The organism is Acidipila sp. EB88 (assembly GCF_003858395.1).
Classification (GTDB): domain Bacteria; phylum Acidobacteriota; class Terriglobia; order Terriglobales; family Acidobacteriaceae; genus EB88.
The window spans coordinates 2453973-2477003 of sequence record NZ_QWEV01000005.1 but is presented as its reverse complement, the minus strand read 5'-3'; the positions used below and the strand labels follow the sequence as shown (position 1 = coordinate 2477003).

Annotated in this window: 19 protein-coding genes; 9 read left to right on the top strand and 10 right to left on the bottom strand. The window is 62.7% G+C overall.

Annotation, left to right across the window (positions count from 1 at the left end):
* Positions 1 to 57 precede the first annotated feature (57 nt).
* Genes polA through D1Y84_RS10850 form a run of 3 tightly spaced genes read right to left on the bottom strand, consistent with a single transcriptional unit; the run spans position 58 to position 4729 of the window.
* Positions 58 to 2835, bottom strand: a complete 2778-nt coding sequence (gene polA, locus D1Y84_RS10860; RefSeq protein ID WP_124848519.1) for a DNA polymerase I — start codon at positions 2833 to 2835, stop codon at positions 58 to 60.
* Positions 2836 to 2879: 44 nt separating this feature from the next.
* Positions 2880 to 3992, bottom strand: coding sequence for a tRNA preQ1(34) S-adenosylmethionine ribosyltransferase-isomerase QueA (queA, locus tag D1Y84_RS10855; protein ID WP_124848518.1), 1113 nt, complete (start codon positions 3990 to 3992; stop codon positions 2880 to 2882).
* Between the two features lie 5 nt (positions 3993 to 3997).
* Complete coding sequence (locus D1Y84_RS10850; RefSeq protein WP_124848517.1) at positions 3998 to 4729, bottom strand: lysophospholipid acyltransferase family protein; 732 nt, start codon at positions 4727 to 4729, stop codon at positions 3998 to 4000.
* A gap of 146 nt (positions 4730 to 4875) precedes the next feature.
* Between D1Y84_RS10850 and recG the strand changes: the two genes are divergently transcribed.
* Positions 4876 to 7254, top strand: coding sequence for an ATP-dependent DNA helicase RecG (recG, locus tag D1Y84_RS10845; RefSeq protein ID WP_124848516.1), 2379 nt, complete (start codon positions 4876 to 4878; stop codon positions 7252 to 7254).
* A gap of 112 nt (positions 7255 to 7366) precedes the next feature.
* On the opposite strand, the gene D1Y84_RS10840 is transcribed toward recG, so the two are convergent.
* The gene (locus D1Y84_RS10840) at positions 7367 to 7675 is read right to left on the bottom strand and encodes a hypothetical protein (protein ID WP_124848515.1); all 309 of its coding nucleotides are present in this window, start codon (positions 7673 to 7675) and stop codon (positions 7367 to 7369) included.
* A 386-nt stretch (positions 7676 to 8061) separates the two neighbouring features.
* Here D1Y84_RS10840 and D1Y84_RS10835 point away from each other — a divergent pair, with 386 nt between their 5' ends.
* The 6 genes from D1Y84_RS10835 (at position 8062) to D1Y84_RS10810 (ending at position 15772) form a co-directional block, all read left to right on the top strand.
* Positions 8062 to 8511: a glyoxalase/bleomycin resistance/extradiol dioxygenase family protein gene (locus D1Y84_RS10835; protein ID WP_124848514.1), complete on the top strand. Its 450-nt coding sequence runs from the start codon at positions 8062 to 8064 to the stop codon at positions 8509 to 8511.
* A gap of 231 nt (positions 8512 to 8742) precedes the next feature.
* Positions 8743 to 9129: a holo-ACP synthase gene (gene acpS / locus D1Y84_RS10830; RefSeq protein ID WP_124848513.1), complete on the top strand. Its 387-nt coding sequence runs from the start codon at positions 8743 to 8745 to the stop codon at positions 9127 to 9129.
* Positions 9130 to 9297: 168 nt separating this feature from the next.
* A complete protein-coding gene (locus D1Y84_RS10825) occupies positions 9298 to 10374 on the top strand; it encodes an MlaD family protein (RefSeq protein WP_199726390.1) in 1077 nt (358 codons plus the stop codon).
* Positions 10375 to 10680: 306 nt separating this feature from the next.
* Positions 10681 to 12756, top strand: a complete 2076-nt coding sequence (locus tag D1Y84_RS10820) for a M13 family metallopeptidase (RefSeq protein WP_124848512.1) — start codon at positions 10681 to 10683, stop codon at positions 12754 to 12756.
* A 175-nt stretch (positions 12757 to 12931) separates the two neighbouring features.
* Complete coding sequence (locus D1Y84_RS10815) at positions 12932 to 14326, top strand: hypothetical protein (RefSeq protein ID WP_124848511.1); 1395 nt, start codon at positions 12932 to 12934, stop codon at positions 14324 to 14326.
* 150 nt (positions 14327 to 14476) lie between these two features.
* Positions 14477 to 15772 carry a beta-propeller fold lactonase family protein gene (locus D1Y84_RS10810; RefSeq protein WP_124848510.1) on the top strand — a complete coding sequence of 432 codons (1296 nt, stop codon included), beginning with the start codon at positions 14477 to 14479 and terminating at the stop codon, positions 15770 to 15772.
* A 218-nt stretch (positions 15773 to 15990) separates the two neighbouring features.
* On the opposite strand, the gene D1Y84_RS10805 is transcribed toward D1Y84_RS10810, so the two are convergent.
* Together D1Y84_RS10805 and pyrH are read right to left on the bottom strand one after the other, a co-directional pair.
* Positions 15991 to 17193: an acyltransferase gene (locus D1Y84_RS10805; protein ID WP_233581344.1), complete on the bottom strand. Its 1203-nt coding sequence runs from the start codon at positions 17191 to 17193 to the stop codon at positions 15991 to 15993.
* 121 nt (positions 17194 to 17314) lie between these two features.
* Positions 17315 to 18019 carry a UMP kinase gene (pyrH, locus tag D1Y84_RS10800; RefSeq protein WP_124848509.1) on the bottom strand — a complete coding sequence of 235 codons (705 nt, stop codon included), beginning with the start codon at positions 18017 to 18019 and terminating at the stop codon, positions 17315 to 17317.
* A gap of 111 nt (positions 18020 to 18130) precedes the next feature.
* Here pyrH and D1Y84_RS10795 point away from each other — a divergent pair, with 111 nt between their 5' ends.
* Positions 18131 to 18844, top strand: a complete 714-nt coding sequence (locus D1Y84_RS10795) for a methyltransferase domain-containing protein (protein WP_124848508.1) — start codon at positions 18131 to 18133, stop codon at positions 18842 to 18844.
* A 67-nt stretch (positions 18845 to 18911) separates the two neighbouring features.
* A complete protein-coding gene (locus D1Y84_RS10790; RefSeq protein ID WP_124848507.1) occupies positions 18912 to 19973 on the top strand; it encodes a type III polyketide synthase in 1062 nt (353 codons plus the stop codon).
* A gap of 24 nt (positions 19974 to 19997) precedes the next feature.
* Here the strand turns inward: D1Y84_RS10790 and D1Y84_RS10785 are convergent, their stop codons facing one another.
* Genes D1Y84_RS10785 through D1Y84_RS10770 form a run of 4 tightly spaced genes read right to left on the bottom strand, consistent with a single transcriptional unit; the run spans position 19998 to position 22968 of the window.
* Positions 19998 to 21398, bottom strand: coding sequence for an MFS transporter (locus D1Y84_RS10785; RefSeq protein WP_233581343.1), 1401 nt, complete (start codon positions 21396 to 21398; stop codon positions 19998 to 20000).
* Between the two features lie 34 nt (positions 21399 to 21432).
* Positions 21433 to 21939, bottom strand: a complete 507-nt coding sequence (locus tag D1Y84_RS10780; RefSeq protein WP_124848505.1) for a DUF421 domain-containing protein — start codon at positions 21937 to 21939, stop codon at positions 21433 to 21435.
* 2 nt (positions 21940 to 21941) lie between these two features.
* Positions 21942 to 22499: a hypothetical protein gene (locus D1Y84_RS10775; RefSeq protein ID WP_124848504.1), complete on the bottom strand. Its 558-nt coding sequence runs from the start codon at positions 22497 to 22499 to the stop codon at positions 21942 to 21944.
* A 25-nt stretch (positions 22500 to 22524) separates the two neighbouring features.
* Positions 22525 to 22968 (bottom strand): DUF421 domain-containing protein, encoded by a 444-nt coding sequence (locus D1Y84_RS10770; RefSeq protein WP_124848503.1) that lies wholly within the window; start codon positions 22966 to 22968, stop codon positions 22525 to 22527.
* Between the last annotated feature and the right edge of the window lie 63 nt (positions 22969 to 23031).

The following is a 23031-nucleotide window of genomic DNA, read 5'->3' as shown; positions in this document are numbered from 1 at the left end:
GGTGTACTGAGCACAAGCGCTGCGTGTGCTCAGTACAAAAGTGCGACCACGCAACACCTACAGGTCGCGCCAGTTCGTTCCCAACTCCGCGTCGGCGACGAGGGGCACGCTCAATTCGATGACGTTCTCCATCTCGTGCTTGACCATGGCCCGGAGTTCTTGGGCTTCGTCCTCGGGCACATCGAAGAGCAGTTCGTCGTGGACCTGCAGGGTCATGCGCGCCTTGCGGTGCTCTGCGGCGAGTCGCTGATCGATGCGGATCATGGCGATCTTGATCAGGTCGGCGGCGGTGCCCTGCAACGGCGTGTTCACCGCAGTGCGTTCGGCAAAGCCTCGCAGGTTCGCGTTGCGACTTTGGATATCGGGAATCGGCCGTGAGCGCCCGAACAAAGTACGTACCAGCTGCTCTGCGCGCGTTTCCTCAAGTACCCGATCGATGTAGGCGCGTACGCCGGCGTATCGCTCAAAGTAGCGATCGATGTAGGTGCGCGCTTCCTTCTGATCGATGTTGAGGTTGGCGGCGAGACCGAACGGCGAGATGCCGTACACAATGCCGAAGTTCACGGCCTTGGCACGGTTGCGCGTTTCCTTGCTCATGGCTTCCGCCGGCACGCCAAAGACTTCGCTCGCGGTGAGCGTGTGGATGTCCTGATCGTTGCGGTAGGCATGCAGCAGCAAAGGGTCCTGCGAGAAGTGCGCCATGAGCCGCAGTTCGATCTGCGAGTAGTCCGCCGACAGGAGCAGGTTGCCGGGCGCCGCGATGAAGGCAGCGCGAATCTCGCGGCCCAGCTCCGTCTTAATCGGGATGTTCTGCAGGTTCGGGTTGGTGGAGGAAAGCCGCCCGGTTGCCGTGCCCACCTGGTTAAAGGTGGTGTGCACGCGGCCTTCGCTGTCGGCAAGCAGCGGCAGTGAGTCCACGTAGTTTGACTTGAGCTTGGCAAGCTGCCGGTACTCGAGCACGAGGCGCGGCACGGCATTGTGCTCTGCCAGCTCTTCGAGCACATCCTGCGCGGTCGAGATGACCTTGCCCTTGCCGTACTTCAGCGGCTTGGGCAGCTCCATCTTGTTGAACAACACATCGCCAAGCTGCTTGGGAGAGTTGATGTTGAAGCGATGGCCGGACTGCGCGAAGATCTCTTCGCCGACACGGTGCATCTCGCTCGAAAGCTTGCTGTCCATCGTGCGCAGTACATCGAGATCGATGCGCACACCGGCATGTTCCATCCTGAGCAGTACCGGCACGAGTGGACGATCGATGGTCTCGTAGATGTTCCTGAGGTTGGCCTGCTCCACGCCTTCTCGCAGCGTTGCCGCCAGTGTGTGGATCGCATGTGCTTGTTCCGGAAGTGCGGCGTCGCCTTGCTCCTGCAGCGGTCGCGGGCTGAACCGCGCTGCGACATCGGCCATGCGATGCGTGGAGTGCGTCGGATTGACCAGATAAGAGAACAGCATCAGGTCATCATCCGCACCGCGCAGCGTGATGCCGTGTTGCTCAAGAGTGCGCAAAGCGCCCTTAAGGTCATGCACTTGCTTCGGCACAGAAGGGTCTTCAAGCAGCGGGCGCACCGCATCGAGTGGAAGCAGCAGCCCCTGGTTTGCACCGGCCGATACCCCGACCCTGACTACCTTCGCCGCTACTGCGGGAGCCTGCTCGTCTTTCTCGGTGACCGCGTCAGGCGCTGCGGAAAAGTCGAACATCATGGTGCGCAGTTCGGGTTCGCGTTCCTCGGCGGCTTCTGTCTCGGCTTCGCTTACCTGCTCCGAGACCTGCTCCAGTTCACTGGCTTGCACAGCGAAGGCGAAACCGTGGGCGCGTGCCTCCGCGTCAAACGCGGCGATTTGCCCGGCGGTCGGCTCGAGCACGTACGCAACCGGGACGAGCGGCGCTTCCGGCGCGAGTTCCTTCAACAGCGTGGTGAACTCAAGCTCCGAAAACAGAGCTCTGCAGGCGGCCAGGTCGGGCGTTGTTGTGCGCATGCGATCGAGCTCGAGCTCCACCGGGACCTCGGTGTGAATCGTGACCAGTTCCTTCGAGAGCAGCACGGCTTCGCGGTTGTTCTCGAGCGACTCGCGGTAGGTCTTGCGCTTCACTTCACCTGCGCGATCGAGCGCAGCCTCGACGGTGCCGAACTGCAGGATGAGGTCAACCGAACCCTTGTCGCCAATGCCGGGAGCGCCAGGGATGTTATCGATCGCGTCGCCGCGCAGTGCCATCACATCGATCACGCGCTCGGGCGGAACACCAAGTGTCTCCTCCACCTTGGCCCGGTCCAGGATGAGGTTCTCCTTCATCGGGTTCAGCATTTTCACGTGGTCGTTGACGAGCTGCATCATGTCCTTGTCGCTCGACACGATGAACGCGGGAATGCCTGCTGCCGCCGCCTTGGAAGAGAGCGTGCCGATCACGTCGTCGGCTTCAAAGCCCTCGTACTGCAGGATAGGGATATGAAACGCCTCGAGTGCGCGGCGAATATAAGGCAACTGCTGCGCAAGGTCAGCGGGCATGGCTTCACGGTTTGCCTTGTAGCCGCCGTAATCGACCTCGTCGAACTGCTGCGTCTTGATGTTCCATTTGCGGATGGTCTTCATGGTGCTCGCGCGCTCATCGCGGAACACGGGCGCGCTCACGTCGAAGACCGCTGCGAAGTACTCCGGCGCGAAGTCCCGGCGCAGTTTGTTGATCATGTTCACAAACACGTAGGTCGCTGCCGTGGGCACGCCGTTGCGCGTCGACATGGGGCGTTGCCGCTGCATGACGTGGTAGGCGCGAAAAATGAAGGACATCGTGTCCAGCAGGTAGATCGGCGGCTTCGAGGCTGCGTCAGAGGGGCTCACAGTGCCAAGTCTACCGCTTTGCCGGGCCGGTTTTCGCGCGCGGCTTAGCTGAGGAACATGCAGTCGCCGTAGGAGAAGAAGCGGTATCGCTCGGCAACGGCGTGCCGGTATGCGGCCAGCACCGGCTTGCGCCCGGCGAAGGCGCACACCAGCATCAGCAGGGTGCTTGCGGGCAGGTGAAAGTTGGTAAGCAGCGCATCCACAATCTGAAACCGGTGCCCGGGCGAGAGGAAGATGTCGGTGGCGCCGGCGTGCGCGGCGAGCGGCGCGCCGTCGGCAACGCGAGCGCAGTGTTCCAGGGTGCGCACGGTGGTGGTTCCGGCTGCCACCACGCGCCGCCCGTCCTGCTTTGTGCGGTTGATGGCCTGCGCGGTTGGTGCGGGCAGCGTGTAGCGCTCAGAGTGCAGTTTGATTGCATCCAGTCGATCCACGCGCACCGGCTGAAAGGTTCCCAGCCCGACATGCAGCGTTACGTACACAATCTCGACCCCGCGCGCGCGGATCTGCTCCAGCACTTCGGGAGTGAAGTGCAGCCCTGCGGTAGGCGCAGCCACGGAGCCGCGCTCGGCCGCGTATACCGTCTGGTAACGCTCCCGGTCGGCCGCGGTCGTGACGCTCTGCTCGCGATGGATGTAGGGCGGCAGGGGCATCTGCCCGAGCGTGTCCAGCGCCGCGTAGAAGTCTGAGCCGGCGCCCGGCGAGACAGCAAAGCGCAGCACGCGCTCGCCGAACTCGCCATGCTCGAGCACCTCGGCCTCGAGCACCGGCGCGCCTTCAAACGGAAACACGAGGCGCTCCCCCCGCAGCACCTTGCGCCCGGGCCGGACCAAGGCTGTCCACTCGCCGGGGCCCTGCTCCGCGATGAGCAGGACCTCGATGCGCGCGGGCTGCTGGCCGGACTGCGCATGGCCTTTGAGCCTGCGGCCAAACAGGCGTGCCGGCAGTACGCGGCTGTTGTTCAGCACCAGCAGGTCGCCGGGCGCCAGTTGCTGCGGCAGATCGGTAAACTGCCGGTCGGCCACGCTGCCGGTCATGCGATCCAGCGTGAGCATGCGTGCCCCGGATCGCTCGGCCGGCGGCGCCTGCGCGATCAACTCCGGGGGCAGCGCAAAGTCATAGTCGCTGACCAGTGCCGGTTGCTCTGTATCGAGGCGCATGCTGCTCATCGTGCCCCCGCCGGGCCCAGGTTACCTGCGACCTCTGCCGGGTTCGCCAGCCAGAGCAAGGCCTGGGCACGTGCACGCTCCAGGGCTGCATCGAGCGAGGCGCGTGTTGCTTCGAGCGCAGCCACATCGGCTGTTTGTGCAGGCGCGGGTACGCTGCGCGCCCAGCTTACCGCCACCCGGCTGAAGGGCCGAGGGATTGCAAATCGGTCCCAGGAGCGCAGTCGCCAGGCGTACTCCGGCTCGAGATGGAAGCAGCCGATGGGGACGCCCGTGCGCTGGGCGAGCTTTACGGGGCCAAGTTTCGATGTGTGGATCGGCCCACGCGGACCGTCCGCGGTGAAGATGGCGAGGCCACCCTGCACCACCTCCTGCCGCAATGCCAGCAAGCCGGCCACCGCGCCGCGCGAACTCGAACCGCGCACGCTGCGAAAGCCAAGCCGGCCAAGGGTGCGCGCAATCAGTTCGCCGTCGAACGAGCGGCTGATCAGGATGCACGCGTTGTAACGGCGGAAGTACCAGCCGGCGCTGAAGGTGCACTGGTGCCAGAAGCAGTAAATGCCCTGCGCGGGGCATGGCGCGGGGCTGGCGCCTTCTTCGGCGATCACGTGAAAGCGCAGTGTCACGCCGATGAGCGCGATCCACCCGGCGACGAGGCGCGAAACCACGGCGAGCGCCAGGCGGTCGCGCAGCGAGAAGAACCGGGTATCGGCTTTGGGCGAGGGGCTCACCGGTTCATTCTAATTTCCAACGCGGGGAGGTTTGTGGAGGGCCTGCGTTCGGGCAGTCCCTTTTGGGAAACCGTCGCCCCGGTGGTTAAGTGCGAGCGCCGCTGGGCCACAATCGCCGGGGCGCAGTGCGATACGATCAAGCAGCAATGCCTCCTACCCCAGCCCTTTCCCTCGAAACACACGTGCAGTACGTCAAGGGCATTGGGCCGCGTATCGCCGAGTCCCTCAAGACCAAGAGCATTCTGACCGTAGAAGACCTGCTGCACCGCATGCCCTTTCGCTACGAGGATCGGCTGCACCCGGTGCTGTTTTCGGAGCTGCGAGTCGGCGAGATGGCGAGCGTCATTGGCCAGGTGCGCGGCAGCGTGCTGCTGCAGACCGCGCGCATGCCCATCTTTGAGCTGACCGTCGGGCAGAACCTGCAGACATTGAAGTGCATCTGGTTCCACGGAGCGTACCTGAGGGACAAGTACCAGCCGGGCCAATGGGTGGTGGTGTACGGCAAGGTAGAGGCCTCTCGCTCAGGCAATGGCCACAAGATGACGCAGCCGCAGGTGGAACTGCTGCCGGAGAAGGACGCCGAGAACCCCGAGGGTGAGCTGCTCGAGGTCGGGCGGATCACACCCATTTACGAGACGCTCGGCGGCAATCGGCTGCATACCAGGTGGCTGCGCAAGGTGATGCACGGCGTACTCCAGGAGCTCGGCGACCAGGTACCGGAGACGCTGCCGAAGGCGCTGCTCGAGCGGCTTGGCCTGCCGGAGAGAGCGCGGGCGTTGCGCGAGGTGCACTTCCCCCCACCGGGTACGCCCATGTCAATGCTCAGCGGCGCGCGCACCCCGGCGCAGCAGCGACTCATCTTTGAAGAATTGTTCTTCCTGGAGCTCGGCCTCGAGTTGAAGCGGCGCAAGGCTCGGGAACAGACCGGCATCGCGTTTGCAACCGATGAAAAGGTGCGCAAGGCCCTGCGCAACGTGCTGCCGTTTCATCCCACGGCGGCGCAGAAGAAGTCGCTGGCCGAGATTGCCGACGACATGCGCAAACCTGGCCCCATGCGGCGCCTGCTGCAGGGTGACGTCGGGTCGGGCAAGACGATCGTGGCAGTACAAGCCATGCTGATCGCCATCGAGAACGGCTACCAGTCCGCGCTGATGGCGCCGACCGAGATCCTGGCCACGCAGCACTACCTTGCCGCACGCAAGCTGCTGGACCGGGCTGCCGAACAGGGTGGCCGCACCTACCGCGTGGTGCTGCTGACCGGTTCGCTTGAGCCTGCGCAGAAACGGTGGAACCGGCAGCGCATTGCAAATGGTGACGCGGAGCTGATCATCGGCACGCATGCCCTGATCGAAGACAAGGTGGAGTTCGCCAACCTAGGACTGGTGGTGGTGGACGAGCAGCACCGGTTCGGCGTGATGCAGCGGTTCCGGCTGATGAAGAAGCCGGGTGCGGCTGAGCCGGACCTGCTCGCGATGACGGCTACGCCCATCCCCCGCACGCTGGCGCTCACCCTGTATGGAGACCTCGAGGTCAGCATCCTGGATGAGCTGCCTCCGGGACGTACCCCGATCCTTACCCGCCAGGTTCCGGATGAGCGCGCGGACGAGGTCTGGGAGTTTCTGCGTGAGGAAGTGGCCAAGGGCCACCAGGCGTACATCGTGTACCCGGTCATCGAAGGACCCAAGGACGACCAGCCCGAACTCGACTTTTCGCCGGAGGGTGCGGCTGCCGGCACAAAGGCTGCTCCCGCGAAAGCTGCAAAGCGCGCGCCTGCCAAAGCACCGGCGAAGAGCGCCGCGAAAGCCAAGAGCAAGGCCGCGACGTTGTTTACCGGGCTGGCGCCAGCCCCGGAGCACGGCGGCACAGCAACGAAGCAGGCGCAGGCACTTGGTGGGAGCGAGGGCAAGAGCAACCTCAAGTCGGCAACCGAGATGTACGAGGAGCTCCGCCATGGCCCGCTGCATGGACTGCGGATGGGGTTGCTGCATGGGCGACTCAGCGCCGATGACAAGGAAGTGATCATGCGGCGTTTCGCGCGTGGCGAGATCGACGTGCTGGTCGCAACCACCGTGATCGAGGTGGGCGTCGATGTGCCGAATGCGACCACGATGGTGATCGAGCATGCGGAGCGGTTCGGCCTTGCGCAGATGCACCAGTTGCGTGGCCGGGTGGGTCGCGGCAGTGCGCGCTCTTCGTGCATTTTGATGACCGGCGGCCGCGTCTCCGAGACCTCGGCGGAGCGGCTGGCGGCCATGGTGCGCACGCAGGATGGGTTCGAGCTGGCGGAACTGGACCTGGAGCTGCGCGGGCCGGGTGAGTTCTTCGGTACGCGCCAGTCCGGGCTGCCTGACTTCCGGGTGGCCTCGCTGGTGCGGGATCGCTCGGTGCTGGAGCAGGCCAAGCGGGAAGCGCGGGCCTTTGTGAGCAATGCCGACGCAGAAGCCACGCCCGCGGAGAAGGCAGCGGTATGGACCTCGCTGCGGGACACCTGGCAGCGCCGCTACGGTCTGGTCAACGCCGGCTAGGCTGGACTAGGGGATGACGGTCACCAGCGGGACACGATGTGAACCGAAGCAGCCGGATAGATGGGTCGACGCTTGCCGAGGCGCAGGGAGAAAGCGGAGGTTCGCGGGTTGATCAGGCGGCCTCCGAGAGCTTGCCCGCGGGAGCACCCAGAAAGCTTTCACCCTCCGCGCGGGCATACACGGACACGTTGATCCGTACCAGCGTGCCTTCGGCTTCCCCGCCCAGCTCCTGGGTGCAGTGGCAAAGGTCGGCAAGCTGCTGGTGTGCTTCCTGGCTTAGCTCGATTCCATTGGCGACCAAGAGACAGTAGACGTCCATGGCGTGCACCCGGGGGAACTCGAAGTCGATCTCGGCGCAGTGTTCGCTCACGGCTCCTTGGCGCAGCACAAATGCCCCGAGAGCAGCCAGGGCGTTACTCAAATGCTCCAGAAAGGATGAGGGTGCCGCTTCACAGGTAGCGGCCAGCATAAGGTTCCAATCCTGTGACGTCTCGATCCTTTGTTCTTGTTTCATGCAAGACACATCGGCGGTTTCCTGCGCAGCACGAGGGCCGTTTTGATTCCGCGCAAGCGCCTTGTAAGCGTTCTCACCCGGACGGGCAGGATGAGCTCTGGTTTATGTTCATAGGCGGCCGCAAGCCGGCGTTGCTGCCGCGCAGGCGGCAGCAGGTTCCCAAGCTTTCTGCTCAAAGAAGCCTGCCGGCATAGCGGGTGCGTTTACGCGATCTTCCCTTGCATCCGCTGCCGCTTCGTTTCAGAATGATCTCCGTTTCGTGCTTGCCGATGCAGCAACAATGGAGAGTAGCCATGACCGATCAGAACCCGGCCCCTGCCGGCTACCACAGCGTGCAGCCCTACCTCATTTTTGCCGACGCCCGCGCGGCGATCGACTTCTACACCCGCGCGCTCAATGCGACTGAGCGGCTTGTGATGAAAGAGCCTGGCGGCAGGATCGCCCACGCTGAAATTGTCCTGGGCGACTCCTGCGTCATGCTGGCAGACGAACGACCGGCCATCAGCGCCTACAGTCCGAAGCATTATGGCGGCTCCGCCGTCTCCCTGATGCTCTACGCTGCGGACTGCGACGCCCTGTACCACCAGGCGATCGCCGCCGGGGCCAACAGCGTGCGCGAGCCTGCGGATCAACCCTACGGCGAGCGCATGGCTTCCATCGTCGACCCTTTTGGATACCAGTGGCACATTGGGACCCACATCAAGGCGATGAGCAAGGCCGAGCTGGAACAACTGCAGTCCTAGGCATCCAGGCAGATGTACGGGCGTACGGCCCGGGGATCTGGTCGCTGCCTCCGCTGTTTTCCCCTGCTGTTTTCGCCTGTCGGCACATTGCCAGCCATCTCACCGGCCCGCATCCCCCTGCCCGTGATTGCACTGGACGTGCTGATCATTGCCGGCGCCACAGAGTGCCGAGGGGTATCCGCCCGCAGGCCCGAGACGCGCACCCTCTATGCTCAGGGTGGAGGATGCGCTGTGATTGTTGGACTGGGGATTGACCTGGCCGAGGTGCCGCGGATCCGGGCTTCGATGGAGCGCTACGGAGAGCGCTTCCTGGCGCGGATCTACACCGAGGCCGAGCGCCGCTACTGCGCCACCAAGCGATACCCCGAGCAGAACCTGGCTGCCCGCTTTGCCGCCAAGGAAGCTGCGGCCAAGGCACTCGGCACCGGCATCAGCCGGGGGGTCGGATGGCAGGACCTGGAGGTACAACGCACCCCGGGCCGGCCGCCGCAGATGGTGCTGCACGGACGCGCCCGGGTGCTGGCGGATGCGCTGGGAGTGGCGCGCATCTCACTCTCCGTAACGCACACCGATGCCTACGCGACGGCCGTCGTGATCTTCGAAGGCATGGCGCCCTGAAGCAAGACGAAACCCTGCAACGCGCAAGCCCGCATGGGCATCCTATGCGGAGTCTTGCAAGCGCCATTCCGGTTGCAGCGAGCACCCTGCGATTACCAAAAGCCAAGCAGCACACGTCATAGAAGCTGTGAGCAGGTATAACAGCGTTAGGGTCCCACGAGAGGTGCTGTGCCGAGTCAGCAAGAAGTTCATTGGTCGCAATTAAAGGTCGGAGTGCTGGTGTTTGCCGCGCTGGTGGCACTCACGGTGCTTATATTCCTCATGTCCGGCTCGAACGGTGGTGTGTTCAGTCATAAGCTCACCGTCCGGTCGTACTTTGAGAACTCTGCCGGCCTCAAGAATGGAGCAGCGGTCAACCTCGAGGGCGTGTCGATCGGCACCGTCAAGTCCATCCGCATCGCCCCGGAACGCAAGCTGACCCCGGTCGAAGTAGTGATGAAGATCTCGAGCAAGTACGCCGCGAACGTACGACAGGACTCCACCGCGAGCCTGGAGACGATCGGCGTGCTTGGCGACACCGTGGTCAATATCAGCAGCAAGGCAGCGCAAAAGCCTGAGATTGCCGAGAACGGCGAACTGCCGACCAACGAAACTCCCTCGCTCAGCGATGTCATCAAGTCCTCCCAGGGCACGATCGAGCAGGTCAACACCATTCTCGCGAAGCTCGACAGCCTGGTGGACTCGCTGAACACCGGCCGCGGTTCCATCGGCCAGCTGATCAACAACCCTGACCTGTACAACAAGGCGGTGGCCACAGTCGACCAGTTACAGGGACTCGTGAACTCCATCTCCAGCGGCAAGGGTTCGATCGGCAAGCTGGTAGCGGACCCCACGCTGTACAACCGCGCCAACGATGCGATTGCCCATCTGGACTCGGTGAGCGCGCAGATTGACTCGGGCCAGGGCTCGATCGGCAAATTAATCAAGGACCCCTCGCTCTACAACAACCTGCAGCAGTCCACCGCCAGCCTCAACCAGTTGCTGGCCGATGTGAATGCAGGGCGTGGCGGACTAGGGCTGATTGCCAAGGACCCGCAGTTTGCGAGCAAGCTCAGCGATACGGTGAACCGCCTGGACTCGATCCTGTCGCGTGCGGATAACGGCGAAGGCACGCTGGGTCAGCTGGTGCGCAACCCTGCACTGTATGACAACGCGAACGATATGCTGGGCAACGCAAACCACCTTGTCACGGCTATCCGCGAGAACCCGAAGCAGTACCTGACCTTCCACGTCAAGATTTTCTAGAAGTCGCTGCACAAGGGAGCGGGCGTCGCGTTCTCGACGACGACGCCCACTCGCCGGCGCTTCTGCTCAACGCCTCGCGACAACCTGCTCGACCTCCGGCCAACCGCCATGGTGAAGCGAGATACAGTCTCTGCTCAACCTGGCTCCTGCTGCAGTGCCGACTCGCCCTGTGAAGGTCGCGCTCCCCGCGTGCCGCGCGGTTGAGGACCAGTGTTTGTCGCGTATTCGACGATGTATCCCAAACTGTGGAATCAGGCAGCAACATGGTATTTTGCTAGGCAAGCTTTGCCTGTAATCAAGGAGCCTATGCGAAAGATCCTCTTCTCCCCCGCAGCTATTGCCCTCGTGGCTGGCTCGCTCTCCGCTCCTGCACAACAATCCACGTTTCTGCCCGCGGCAGATGCCGGCGCGGCACCCGCAGCCCCCAAGGCTCTTCGCTCCTTTGACACCACGGCGATCGACAAGACGGTGGATCCGTGTACTGACTTCTACCAGTACGCCTGCGGCAACTGGCGCCGCAACAATCCCATCCCGGCTGACTCGGCCCGATGGGGTACGTTCAACCAGCTTTCCGAGCGCAACAACTACCTGCTGTACACCGAATTGAAGCAGGCTGGGGATGCACCCAAGTCGCCCCTGCAGAAGCAGTACGGCACGTTCTTCGCAGCCTGCATGGATGTGGACCAGGCCAACCGGCTGGGCGCAAAGCCGATCGAGCCAAGCCTGATGGCCATTGATGCCATCAGCGACAAGCGGCAGATTGCTGCGTTCCTGGGCAGCAAGCAGTATTTCAGCGACGGCTTTTTCGGCTTCAACGACCAGCAGGACCAGAAGGACTCCACCAAGCAGATCGCGTCGTTGCGGCAGGGTGGATTGCTGCTACCTGACCGCGACTACTACCTGCAGACGGATGAGCGGCAGGTCAAGATCCGGACGCAGTACCAGGCGTTCCTGGTCAACATGTTCAAGCTGATCGGCGATGACCAGACCAAGGCCGAGGCCGAGGCCAAGAACGTGCTCGAGATCGAGACGGCCCTGGCCAAGGGAGCCATGCCGCGCGTGGAAATGCGCGATCCGGACAAGATCTATCACCCAATGGCAGTAGGCGACCTGAAGACGCTGACACCGGACTTCGACTGGACCGCATTCTTCGCGGGCGTGCAGCCCCCGGCATTCACCACCGTGAACGTGTTGCAGCCGGATTACTTCAAGACGATGGCCACCGTAATTGCCGACCAGCCGTTGCCGGCGTTGAAGAGCTACCTGCGCATTCATGCGGTAGCAGAGATCGCGCCGTGGCTCTCGAGCCAGTTTGACGAAGCCTACTTCGATTTCTTTTCAAAGACGCTGAACGGCCAGGCCGAGCAGCGGGCCCGCTGGAAACGCTGCACCGCGCTGACCGACCGGCAGTTTGGCGAGGCCGTCGGGCAGGACTGGGTGAAGCAGAATTTTCCGCCAGAGAACAAGGCCAGCATGGAGCAGCTGGTTGCAAACCTGAAGGAGTCACTCGGGGAAGACATCAAGCAGCTGCCCTGGATGTCGGACGCCACCAAGCAGGAGGCGCTCACCAAGCTTGGCACCTTCCGCGACAAGGTGGGCTACCCGGACCAGTGGCGCGACTACTCCGCGGTCGTGGTGACGCGCGGGGACTTCGCGACGGACCTTCGCGACGCCGAGAACTTCAACACCGCTTACGAGTTGAACCACATTGGCAAGCCGGTGAACGAGAAGGAATGGGGGATGACGCCGCCGACGGTAAACGCGTACTACAACCCGCCGATGAACGACATCAACTTCCCGGCCGGCATCCTGCAGCCCCCGTTCTACTCGCAGACGATCGATCCCGCGGTGAACTATGGAGCAATCGGCGTCGTGATCGGGCATGAGATGACGCATGGCTTCGACGACCAGGGCTCCCGCTATGACGGGCAGGGCAATGTGCGGAACTGGTTCACGCCGGACGACAAGGCCAAGTTCGACGCGCGTACCGACTGCGAGGTCAAGGAGTACGGGAACTTCGAGCCGGTACCGGGGCAGAAGCTGAACGGCAAGCTGACCCTGGGCGAGAACACGGCGGACAATGGCGGGATTCGCATCTCCTACCAGGCGCTGCAGAAGGTTCTGGCGGCCGAGCCCGAGGGGGAGCGCACGAAGAAGATTGATGGGTACACCCCCGATCAGCGCTTCTTTATTGCGTTCGCCCAGGTCTGGTGCTCCAACACCACGGACGCCTCGGCGCGTGTGCTGGCCAAGACCGATCCTCACTCGCCGGGCGAGTTCCGCACGAATGGCACCGTGCAGAACTTCGAGCAGTTTGGGAAGGCCTTTGGATGCCACTCTGGGCAGCCGATGATGCCAGCGAACTCCTGTCACGTCTGGTAAGCTCACTGGTAGCCGAAAGAACGCCGAAAGGGGCCGGCATAGCCGGCCCCTTTCATTTCTGGCGCCTCGCGTTCGCCGGAGCACAAGTGTTGATCCGTGCGGTTACAATGGGCTGGGACTCCAGTCCCCACCACCGTTTCCTGCGCCGTTTGGCCAGCAGGGATGAAGGAATCGCATGACGTTCCAGAAATTGAGCCGTGCCCTGCTGTGTGTAACGGGGGCCGTCGGCATGACTCTTGGCCTTACTTCTTGCTCCAACGATCGCACGGTCGGCTACGTATATGTGTTGGGCACCAGCGTCAGCGGCCAGACCGGCGTAGGCGCAATCGGCGCGTTCAAGGAAGATAACAATAACGGAAACCTGACGGCCATCGCCGGCGCGGCTGCCTCGATCTCCTCGGGTGGCGCGAACCCGATCCGCGCAGTCGTGCCGACGGGCAACCGCTTCATGTACGTCCTGAACCAGGGCACGGCCACGCAGGACACCTCCACCTCGAGCTCCACCTACCTGAGCCAGCTGTATACCAGCGCGAACATCTCGCTGTTCTCCATCGGCGGCTACGGGCAGCTCTCGCAGCAGCTGCAGTATGCCAGCCAGGGATACGGCAGCACGCGCATGGCGCTCAGTTCGGGTGGCAACTACCTCCTGGTTCTGGATCAGTTCGCCCCGGTCGGCATCTCCGGCGGTGGAGCGACTTCGCCCAACGCTTCGACTACGGCATCGACCAACTTCCCGTGCCTGGGCTCCGACAACCTGTACCACCCGGTGGGCGACATCTCGGTGTACTCGATTGATGCCTCCACGGGTCGCCTGCAGGTACAGCCGAACAATGTCAACACTGCCCTCACGTACTTCCCCGTGGGCTGCTTCCCGGTGGACTTCCGCGTGACGGCTTCCTACGTGTACGTGGTGGATGCCGGTTCGGTGACCACGCCGTTCCACACCAATGATGTGCAGACGGTGTTCGTGCAGGCGATCTCCGCCACTGGCCAGCTCACCAACACGCAGACCAACGTGCAGCAGATCTCAACCAACATGACTCCCAGCATCTCGGCGATCACCGGGGACAGCAGCAGCTATATCTACCTGCTGGATACGTTGAACAACCTGATCTACGACTACTCGATCGGCTCGAGCGGAACGCTGGTGGCGGTGAATGGTTCGCCCTTCCCGAACAACACCACCGTATCCGGCGGCGGCCCTGTGCAGTCTGTTGTGGACTCCACCGGCAAGTACCTGTTCCTGGCCAACGGCCAGAACGTGGCCGGTAATGCGAGTTCCACCACGACCTCCGCGGATGTCACCGGCTACAACATCAATGCAACCACAGGCGACCTGGACGTGGCCGTACAGAATGGCGGGTTCACGCTGGGCACGGTGTCCAGCCCGGTCTGCATCTTTGAAGACCCGACCAACCAGTACCTCTATGTTGCCGGCGCTGCGGACAACAGCATCACGGGCCGCATCATCGATCCGAACACCGGTACCCTCAAGGCTTTGAACAAGAACGCCACCGTGGGTACAGTGGGCACGCCTTCCTGGTGCCTCGGCATCTCGAGCGCACTTTAGCCCGTGCAGGGGCCGGGATTGGCAGCAATCCCGCCCCTGCCCTGCACCAGAGTGTGGCAGAACCCGCCACGCGCTTCTACAATCGGGGGCAAGCCCCTTTACCCAAACAGTTCCGCTGCATCGTACGGCGGCGCGGAGCGAAGGAAATACATGAAGTTGAAGCGATGGAGCCAGAGCATCCTGGCCGCAACGGCCTCGATCTGTGCTGGCACTGGCCTGGTTTCCTGTGGAACAAGCAACACGGTCGATTACCTGTATGCGACCTCTTCCAAGAGCGATCCGGGCGTCATCAATGTGTTCCGCGTGGACTCACAGTCTGGCGCACTCACGGCCATTCCTGAGAACTCGTACCCTGCCGGCCGGACTCCGGTGTCGCTGGCTGCGGACGCTGTCGGCAAGAACCTGTACGTCGTGAACTTCGACGACAATACGCTGGTGCAGTACGGAATCGGTACGGACGCCAAGCTGTATCCGCAGACCACCGTGAACCCCAGTGGTTCTGACCCGGTGGCTGTCACGGTGCACTCTGTTACGGACTCGAGCGGCAACCTGCTCTACAACCTGGTGTACGTGGTGGAAACGTACCAACCTGACTTCACGGCGCAGAGCACTGGTCCCGGCGCGCTTTATGTGTACAAGACAGATGCCAATGGAGTGATGTCGACCCCCGTGACGCAGACCGTAAACGGAGTTTCCAGCAGCTACGTGCCGCTTGGTAATGCTCCGACGGCTGTGAACGTGACAACCGACGGTCTGCAGGTTTTCGCCACGGACCTGCTGACCTCCACGCAAACCACCAACCCCGCCTGCCCCACTGCAGGATTGGGTGGTCTGCAGGCTTACAACCAGGTCGTGGACTCCAGCGGCAACCCGACTGGCGTGTTGACTGCCGTTACGGGCAGCCCCTTCTGCGCAGGCACGGCGCCTTCCGCCCTTGCCAGCCACCCCTACAGCACCTTCCTGTACGTGACGGACAGCGCACAGAACCAGGTCATCACCTACGGCATCAACAAGTCGGCAGCGCCGGGCGTGTTGACCAACCTGCCCAGTGGGCCGGTTGCAACGGGCACAACGCCTGACGGCATCGTGGTGGATCCTCGCGGTCTGTACGTCTACGTCACCAACAAGATCGGTGGAACGGTGCAGGGCTATGGCGTCAACCTGTCCACGGGTGGCCTGTCTTCACTGGCCACCAACGGCACAGGAACGACCGGCGCTTACCCGGGCTGCGTGATCGTCGAACCGGCACTGGGACGCTTTGTCTACACTGCGAACTTCGCCGGCAATTCGATCAGCGGCTTTATCCTCGACCCCAACACGGGTGGACTCTCCGCCACGCAAAACACCTTCTACGACACCTCTGGCCTGACCCAGTGCGTCGCGGCTGTTTCGCACGGCAACCATCCCATCATCCACGTGCAGAACGTTGCCGGATCCGGGTCCTAACCGGGAACTGCGACCAAGAGCAAAGAGGCCCGCGCACATGCGCGGGCCTCTTTGTTTCTGCGGATCATGGCTGGCTGAGCGCGAGACCTCGGCTGCTCTGGATATCACTGGCTGTCAAAGTCCCTGCTCAGTCATGAGCATCTGAGGTCAGGCAGCTGCAGGCTCTAAGCAGGAGGCAAAACGCGGGGCTGGCTTTCAGTGCACGTGTCAGAGAGTGGCTAAGCCATGCGCTTCCGGATAAATCGCTGCATCGGGCGTTCTATTAGCAGCAGCGCCGTGCCGGCCCCGGCAGCAAGCAGGCAGTAGCTCAGCCAGGGATCGAAGCGGATCAGCCCGGTCTTCTCGAGAAGCCCGGAGTCGTGGATCAGCGTCCACAGGTTGAAATGCAGGATGTACAGGCAGTAGCTGGCCTGCCCCAGCGCAACAAAGGGCGCAAAGCCGAAGATGCGGGAGAGCGGGTTGTGTCCAGCGAGCCCCAGGATGCCGCAGGCGAAGAGAGGCATCAGCAGCCCGTCATGCAGGAGCGGATACGGGATTGCCGTGCCGAACCGGAGCACGGCGTAGACGCCCCCGACCCCGCACAGCCCCAGCACGAAACGACGCCAGCCCTTGCGGCCCATGCGGCCATCGAGGTCAGCCAGCACCATCCCGAAGAGAAACGACGGCAGGTGCGGCGGCGGGCTGAACTTCAGGGCGCGGATCCAGTATCCATCCGTGTACCGACCGGCATGCAGCACCCCGTCCGGATGGAAGTGCAGGTACAGCGCGGGTAGCGACATGCCGGCGAACCAGAGAAGCATCAGCAGGAGCAGCGTGCCGCCCATGCTCTGGGGTCGCTTCCATCGGACAGCGAACGGAAATACCAAGTAAAAGAACGCCTCGGTCGACATCGTCCAGGCGGGCGTGTTCCAGAAGGTGGCGAGCGACGGCACCCAGCCCTGCAGCAGCAGGGGTGTGAGTGCAAGCCCTTCGAAGAACTCGGGGTGCGAACGGGCCGGCCACTCGGAGTGGAGCATGCCCAAGGAAAGGATCAGCGCGAAGGCGTAGACGGGGTACAGGCGCGACAGGCGCGCGACCCAGAACCGCCAGATATGAAGCTCTCCACGCTGCGCCCGGCCACTGTAGTTGTAGGAGAGGATGAAACCCGAGAGCAGCAGGAAGAACGAAACGGCGGTGTACCCGTTGTCCACGATGGGCGCAAAGGGGCCGAACCATTTTGGATTGGAGAAATGGAAGAAAACGATGTTGCAGGCGGCGAAAGCGCGCAGCCCGGTGAGCGCCGGCAGCCGATCCTGACTGACCCTCGGCTTCTCGCCGGGTGCGCTCGCGATCTGTTCTCTGGGGGCGGGGGAGGCCGTGGAGTCATCACCGCTGCTCAGCAGCGATGGCTTGGGAGGATGCTCTGTGGGATCTGCAGCCAATGCTTGCTCGCTCGCGTGGTGGGCGGACCTGGGGGAATTTACCGGCGACGCGCGCGGAAACCATGAGGCCGGAGCTGCGGAAACGATCCTGCCGCAGCCCGGCCTTAATCATGTTTTGGAATCAGCTGGTGACCAGGGAACCGATCTTTTCGCCCTGAACCACGCGACGGATGTTGCCGGATTGCCCCATGTTGAAGATGATCATTGGCATCTTGTTGTCTTTGCAGAGGCTGACCGCGGTCATGTCCATGACCTTCAGGCCGCGCTGCATGATCTCGGCGTAGGTGATCTCGTCAAACTTGGTCGCGGTCTTGTCGAGCATGGGATCGGCACTGTAGATGCCATCGACCTTGGTCGCCTTCATCAGGACGTCTGCCTTGATCTCCATGGCGCGCAGTGAAGCAGCCGTGTCGGTGGAGAAGTAGGGATTGCCGGTGCCGGCCGCGAAGATCACAATGCGTCCTTTTTCCAGGTGACGCACGGCGCGCCGGCGGATGTATGGTTCGCACACCTGGTGCATCTGGATAGCGGACATCACCCGGCAATGGGTGCCGGTCTTCTCGATGGCATCCTGCACGGCCAGCGAGTTGATCACGGTGGCCAGCATCCCCATGTTGTCGGCGGAGACGCGGTCCATTTCCTTGGCCTGCTCGGCAACGCCGCGGAAGAAGTTGCCGCCGCCCACTACGATGGCGACTTCGACGCCGCTTGCGTTCACTTCGGCGATCTCGCGGGCAATGGAGTGGACGAGCGTTACATCTACACCAAAACCGCGGCCTGCGGCCAACGCCTCGCCTGATAGCTTGAGCACTACACGCTTGTACATTAGCTTCGAGTATCGCATGACCCTCGCCGGCGTTACACCAAGCTTGTGGCGGCAAGGTGACTTCAGTTGCCTGCTCGAGCAGAGCGAACGAACAACCAACGTGGAGAAGATTTGAAGTTCGCACGCAAAAGCGCCGACGAATGGCTGGACGAGGATCACGGCAGCGCCCGCGAGGTAGCCAGCGCGCTTCGCTCGCTGCGCTTTGTGAATCGCTGGTTTGGGGGCGACAGGGTCCATCACCTGCTCCTGCGCGAGGCAGTCCGGGCCATGCCCTACTCTCCCGGACCCAGGCAGGAGGTGCACGTGCTGGAGGTCGCTGCCGGGCGGGCCACGGCCCTCGAGGCAGCATCGCGCCTGCTCGCCGCCGACGGCATCACGGTTCGGGCTACCCTGCTCGACCGGCAGGCGAGTCACCTGCCGGAGCACTGGCCGCGGAACCTGCCCAGCCCCATACCTCTGCAGGGAGATGCGCTCGCCATACCGCTGCCGGCGCGCAGCGTGGATATCGTGAGCTGCTGCCTCTTCCTGCATCACCTGGAGCCAGCCGAGGTTCTGGTTCTTCTCGGTGAGGCGCTGCGCGTCGCTCGTGTCGCCGTGGTGATCAACGACCTGGAGCGAACCCCCGCCCATTTTGTACTCGCCAAACTGTTTTCACTGGTCGATCCCAGCCGGCTGTCCCGCCACGACGGACCGGTGTCGGTGCGACGCGCCTACACGGCCGGCGAACTCGGGGCGATGCTTGCGCAGGTCGACGGTGCCAGGGTTCGCGTTCGGCGGCATTTTCTCTACCGCCTCGCCGGGATCATTTGGACCTCGCAGGAGTGATGTGGGGTCTGCGCTTGCCCCGCCGTACCCGGACACGTACCGTGGAGGCTGGTCGTAAGGAGTTCCCTTGAGTCGAATTGCTGCTGTCGCATCTGCCCTGCCTCCCCGCTATCACACCCAGCAAGAGGTATTTGAGGAACTCTCCCGCCACTGGAGCGCAGAGCTGGAGAACCCCGCGCTGCTGCAGCGTTTCCACCAGCGCGTCGGTGTGGACGGCCGCTATTTCGCGCTGCCCCTGCATGAGTACGCGGAGATGACGCGGTTCGGGCAATTCAACGCGGCATGGCTGCGCGTAGCCGAGGAGCTGGGCGAGCAGGCGATCAACACCGCCCTAGAGCGGGCGGGCCTGCAGAAGGAACAGATTGGCGCGTTGCTGACCGTTACGGTGACCGGGGTGGTGAGTCCCTCGCTCGACGCGCATCTCTGCAACCGCATGGGGCTTCCGGGCGATGTGCGGCGGACCCCCATCTTCGGCCTGGGTTGTGTTGCCGGTGCCGCGGGTATCGCCCAGGCGGACGACTACGTCAAGGCCTACCCGGACCGGGTTGCCGTTCTTCTCTCGGTGGAGCTGTGCTCGCTGACCTGGCAGCGGCATGATCTATCCGTTGCAAACCTGATCGCGAGCGGACTGTTCGGAGATGGCGCAGCCGCGGTGATCGTGGCTGGCGACGAGGTTGTGTTGAACAAGCCGGCAGGTCCGGCGGTGCTTGCCACCGCCTCCAGCTTCTACCCAGACACCGAAGAGGCAATGGGCTGGGACATTGGCGAGGAGGGTTTCCGGATCGTGCTGTCGCCCGAGGTGCCGGCGATCGTCCGCAAGCACCTTCCGCAGGACCTGGAGAGATTTCTCGCAGCGAACGGCCTTGAACGCGGGCAGATCACGTCCTGGGTGCTGCACACGGGTGGCCCCAAGGTGCTCGAAGCCATGGCAGAGGCGGCTGGCGTTACCCGGGAGGAGTGCCACCTGTCCTGGGAGTCGCTGCGCAAGGTCGGCAACCTGTCGTCGGCGTCAGTGCTGTTCGTGCTCGAGGACACCCTGCGCGAGCGCCGACCGCCTGCGGGAAGCTACGGCATCCTGGCGGCCATGGGGCCGGGCTTCTGCTCACAGCTGGTGCTGCTGGGCTGGTAACTCCGCGGCACGCGTCGGGCGGAGCTACCTGCTTTGCAGCGGCTTGGAAATGGCCTCAAGCGATTGGCCTGCGGCCTCCACCCCGATCAACAGCTCGCAGATAGCCCCGGCGATCATCAGCGTTGCACCCAGGGCGTACCCCCACGCTACGTTCCCGCGGGATCCGGAAGCGATCAGGAACCCGAAAAACACGGGCGCGGCGACCCCGCCGGCAAGCGTACCAAGCGCATAGAAAATGGCGATGGCGAACGCCCGTATTTCCAGTGGGAAGATCTCGCTGACCGTGAGGTATGCAGCACTTGCAGCAGACGATGCCACGAAGAAGATGACGCTGAAGCAGATGTCGAGTCCTCGCGCGGAGAGCATGCCGTGCACAAAGGGATAGATGGTAGCGAGGAGCAACAGCCCGGAGATGCCGTAGGTCGCAGCGATCATTGGCTTGCGACCGACCCTGTCAAATAGTGGGCCCAGCAGCATTGGCCCGAAGAAGCTGCCGATGGCGAATGGCAGCAGGTGCAGTGGCATACGGGCGTCTGTCACTCCGAAAAACTTCTTCACGATCAAGCCATACGTGAAGAACACCGAGTTGAAGAAGAAAGACTGCCCCACCATCAACACAAGTGCGAGCAGCGAGCGTTGCAGGTTCGCGCCAAGCATGTTGCGAAACACGTCGCCCCAGGGCGTGTAGTCGCGCACGGCAAGCTTCAGGGGAGCACCTTGCGGCTCCGAAAGCGTTGCGTGTCTGGCTACAGACTTTTCGATTAAGGAGACAACTTTTTCGGCCTCTTCGTCATGCCCGCGCAGCATGAGCCAGCGCGGACTTTCCGGCACGGCGAGCCGGAGAAACAAGACGCCGAAACCCAGTACAGCGGCGGTGGCAAAAGCCACGCGCCACCCGATGTGAGGCGGAAGCAGGTGCCCGCGCAACAGCTCAAAAGATGCGACAGATCCGAAGATAGCGCCCAGCCAGAATGTGGCGTTGACGATCAGGTCGACCGTGCCCCGCACTTTCCCCGGGATCAACTCATCCACTGCCGAGTTGATCGCCGCGTACTCGCCACCGATGCCGAAGCCGGTGAGTGCGCGGAACAATGCGAAGCTGAGGAAGTTCCACGACAGGGCCGTGGCAAGCGTCGCCAGCGAATAAGTGGCGAGTGTCACCAGGAAGAGCTTGCGGCGGCCTAACCGATCCGTCAGATATCCGAAGAACAGCGCGCCGAGGACGGCACCAGCAAGGTACGTGGTTGCGCCCGCCGTCACCTGGGGTGCCGTGAGGGCGAGACCGTTGCGGTCTTCAAGGATGCCGGCAAGCGACCCGGCAAGCGTGACCTGCAGCCCATCGAGCAACCAAGAGGTGCCGAGGGCGATGACGATTCTCAGGTGCCAGCGACTCCAGGGCAGGCGATCAAGCCTGGCAGGCACCATGCTTTCCACGGTTCGTTCGGAAGACTGTCCCTGATTACTCGCTGTGCTTGGACCCTGCATCGTTGCCCGCCGTTTCGATCTCTTCTTGACGCACCTTGGAATCAGACTCGGATAAGATGCTGATCGTGCCGACCCGCTCCAGCACTGCGTAGCGAATTTCGCTCATGTCGCGCATACCCCGGGTACGTGCCGCGGCCATGACATCGTCGTCCTTAAGACGCATGCCATCCATCGCCTGCGTGTGCCAGCGCCCACGATTCAGAAGCACGATTGGAACTCCATCCATGAAATGGCTGAGCCCGCTGAATCGTGCGCGCACCTGCGCAGTCAAGCGATGCATGAGGCCGATCGTGATAATCGCGAGGATGCAGTTGGTTGCGGATTTGTCATCGCCGACCGTTGCCGTAATGATGAGGCCACCGATCAGGAAGACGATCACAAACTCGAAAGGCGTGAGTTGGCCCCCGGGGCGACGTGATAGTACGCGCACAACGAGCAGCAGGAAGAAGTAGCCGAAGATGGCGTGCGTGATGGTGTACATGGTTAGGGCATCACAAAAATATCGAGGTTGAGATAGTCCTGCGCCGGCAGCGGCTTGTTGTCGGCATCGAGCAGGCGAATGGTAAGGTGCGACAGCCCGATGTCGGCAGGCTGAAGTGCGAAAGCAATTTCGCTCGGCACATCGTCTGCGGGAAATGTGTAGATCACGCCATCCTTCACCACTTCCGACTGTGACGGCGCCGGAATGACGCGCTGGTTGCCCAACCGGTCTACGACTGAAGAACTGACCCACACGTGCACTGTGCCCTTCCGCACCGATGCGGGCCCGAGTTGAATGGTCAGTATGGATGGAGTGGAGAAGCGCTCAATGCGCTCGTACTTAATGTGCATTGCACCGTCGGGAGTATGCTTTTGCGCTTTGGCAAGGGGGCCGCGACCGAACAGACCCGCTATATCGGCGAGAACAAGCAGGGCAAAAAATCGCCAGATCCACTTCTCAAAGCGCCACCAGCGCCGTTGAAAATCGAGGTCTTCGCCAACGGCAAGCTCGTTGTCAACCTTGGCAATCGAGTCTTCTACTGCGCGCGTTTCGGTATTCACGGTCAGGACCTTTCGCTGGGAAGCGCTACTTTGTGACAGCCGCGATCGTGATTTCGCCGTTTCGTTCCAGCACGGCGTAGTCAATCTCGCTGAGGGAGTACAGACCCTTGTCGCGCGCGGCGGTCATGACATCATCCGCCTGAATGAGCATGCCCTCCATGGCTTCCGTCTGCCACCGTCCCTTACGCAACAGTAGGATAGGGGAGCCATCCAGGAGCAGCGCGATACGCGGATAACGCTCCCTGAGCATGATCAGAAAGTAGTGCGAGATGCCAATTGTGAGGATCTGCGTAAACGCATTGGTGAGCGACCGGTCATCAGCAACAGTGAATGTAAGAGCCAGCCCGCCGATAAAGAAGATCAGGACGAACTCGAACGGGTTCATCTGCTTGCCGGGTCGGCGGCCAACGATTCGGACCATGAAGACAAGGAAGAAGTAGCCGAAAGCGGCCCGCAGGACAGCTGCCACGTGGTGCTCCTGTTTCTGCTCTATGGGCGTGATGCAAAGTGCACGCGTAAGCAGTGAGATGGA

Bases quoted from the DNA above. Each gene is read 5' to 3' on its own strand.
- queA (WP_124848518.1), bottom strand. From the start codon at position 3,992: ATGCGCCTCGATACAGAGCAACCGGCACTGGTCAGCGACTATGACTTT.
- recG (WP_124848516.1), top strand. From the start codon at position 4,876: ATGCCTCCTACCCCAGCCCTTTCCCTCGAAACACACGTGCAGTACGTC.
- D1Y84_RS10835 (WP_124848514.1), top strand. From the start codon at position 8,062: ATGACCGATCAGAACCCGGCCCCTGCCGGCTACCACAGCGTGCAGCCC.
- D1Y84_RS10820 (WP_124848512.1), top strand. From the start codon at position 10,681: ATGCGAAAGATCCTCTTCTCCCCCGCAGCTATTGCCCTCGTGGCTGGC.
- D1Y84_RS10815 (WP_124848511.1), top strand. From the start codon at position 12,932: ATGACGTTCCAGAAATTGAGCCGTGCCCTGCTGTGTGTAACGGGGGCC.
- D1Y84_RS10810 (WP_124848510.1), top strand. From the start codon at position 14,477: ATGAAGTTGAAGCGATGGAGCCAGAGCATCCTGGCCGCAACGGCCTCG.
- pyrH (WP_124848509.1), bottom strand. From the start codon at position 18,019: ATGTACAAGCGTGTAGTGCTCAAGCTATCAGGCGAGGCGTTGGCCGCA.
- D1Y84_RS10785 (WP_233581343.1), bottom strand. From the start codon at position 21,398: ATGGTGCCTGCCAGGCTTGATCGCCTGCCCTGGAGTCGCTGGCACCTG.
- D1Y84_RS10780 (WP_124848505.1), bottom strand. From the start codon at position 21,939: ATGTACACCATCACGCACGCCATCTTCGGCTACTTCTTCCTGCTGCTC.